Source organism: Vibrio sp. 1727 (assembly GCF_033344415.1).
Lineage (GTDB): Bacteria > Pseudomonadota > Gammaproteobacteria > Enterobacterales > Vibrionaceae > Vibrio > Vibrio alginolyticus.
Window position 1 is genome coordinate 1 of record NZ_JAWPOT010000387.1, and the last position, 632, is coordinate 632.

The following is a 632-nucleotide window of genomic DNA, read 5'->3' on the forward strand; positions in this document are numbered from 1 at the left end:
GCGAGCCGCCAGGCCCATCAAAAAACGTAACTGGTTTGTCATTATGATACTGAGCCAGCGCGGGAAACTGTTCTCTGATTTGATTAAGATTGAAGTTCATTACGTTTGTCCGTTGCGGTTAATACAAAGACATCCATGTGGCCTGCTTGGTCATCAATCACAGAACGAATTGGACAGGCGTTGTGCCAAAGTTTGCTGTCAGCCAACATCGCCACTTCCCCGTTTTCTAATACTTTGCGGAAAAATGGGGCTTGGTTATGGCTGCTGTATAGCATGATGTCACCACCAATGATGTTGTGACGACCAACACCAACCATCGCGATATGATCAAAACCGTCTTGGTGCACACCTTCTGGCGCGACCTGCGTTTCGCTATCTAATGCAGTGATTCGAATCTGGTGAATTTCGATTTCTTGACCATTTGGAAGGTGGTTCGCGCTCACGAATAGCGCACACATTTCGCGAAAGCATTCACTTGCTAAAAAGTATTTCTCGATAGGTTAAAATTGACGAATGACATCACCCTGAAATCGGTTGATATCTGAAGACTGTACAAAGCTGCTCTTGTTCAAATCTATCACTGGTCCATCGTCAAAACTCACGACTGAGTAGCGTCGTAATCGATATTGCCC

At 45.4% G+C, this 632-nt stretch carries 1 pseudogene; it reads right to left on the reverse strand.

Features of this window, described 5'->3' with window-relative positions:
- Nucleotides 1–83 precede the first annotated feature (83 nt).
- A pseudogene (locus R8O10_RS25905) lies at nt 84–632 on the reverse strand (2OG-Fe dioxygenase family protein); the annotation flags it as partial.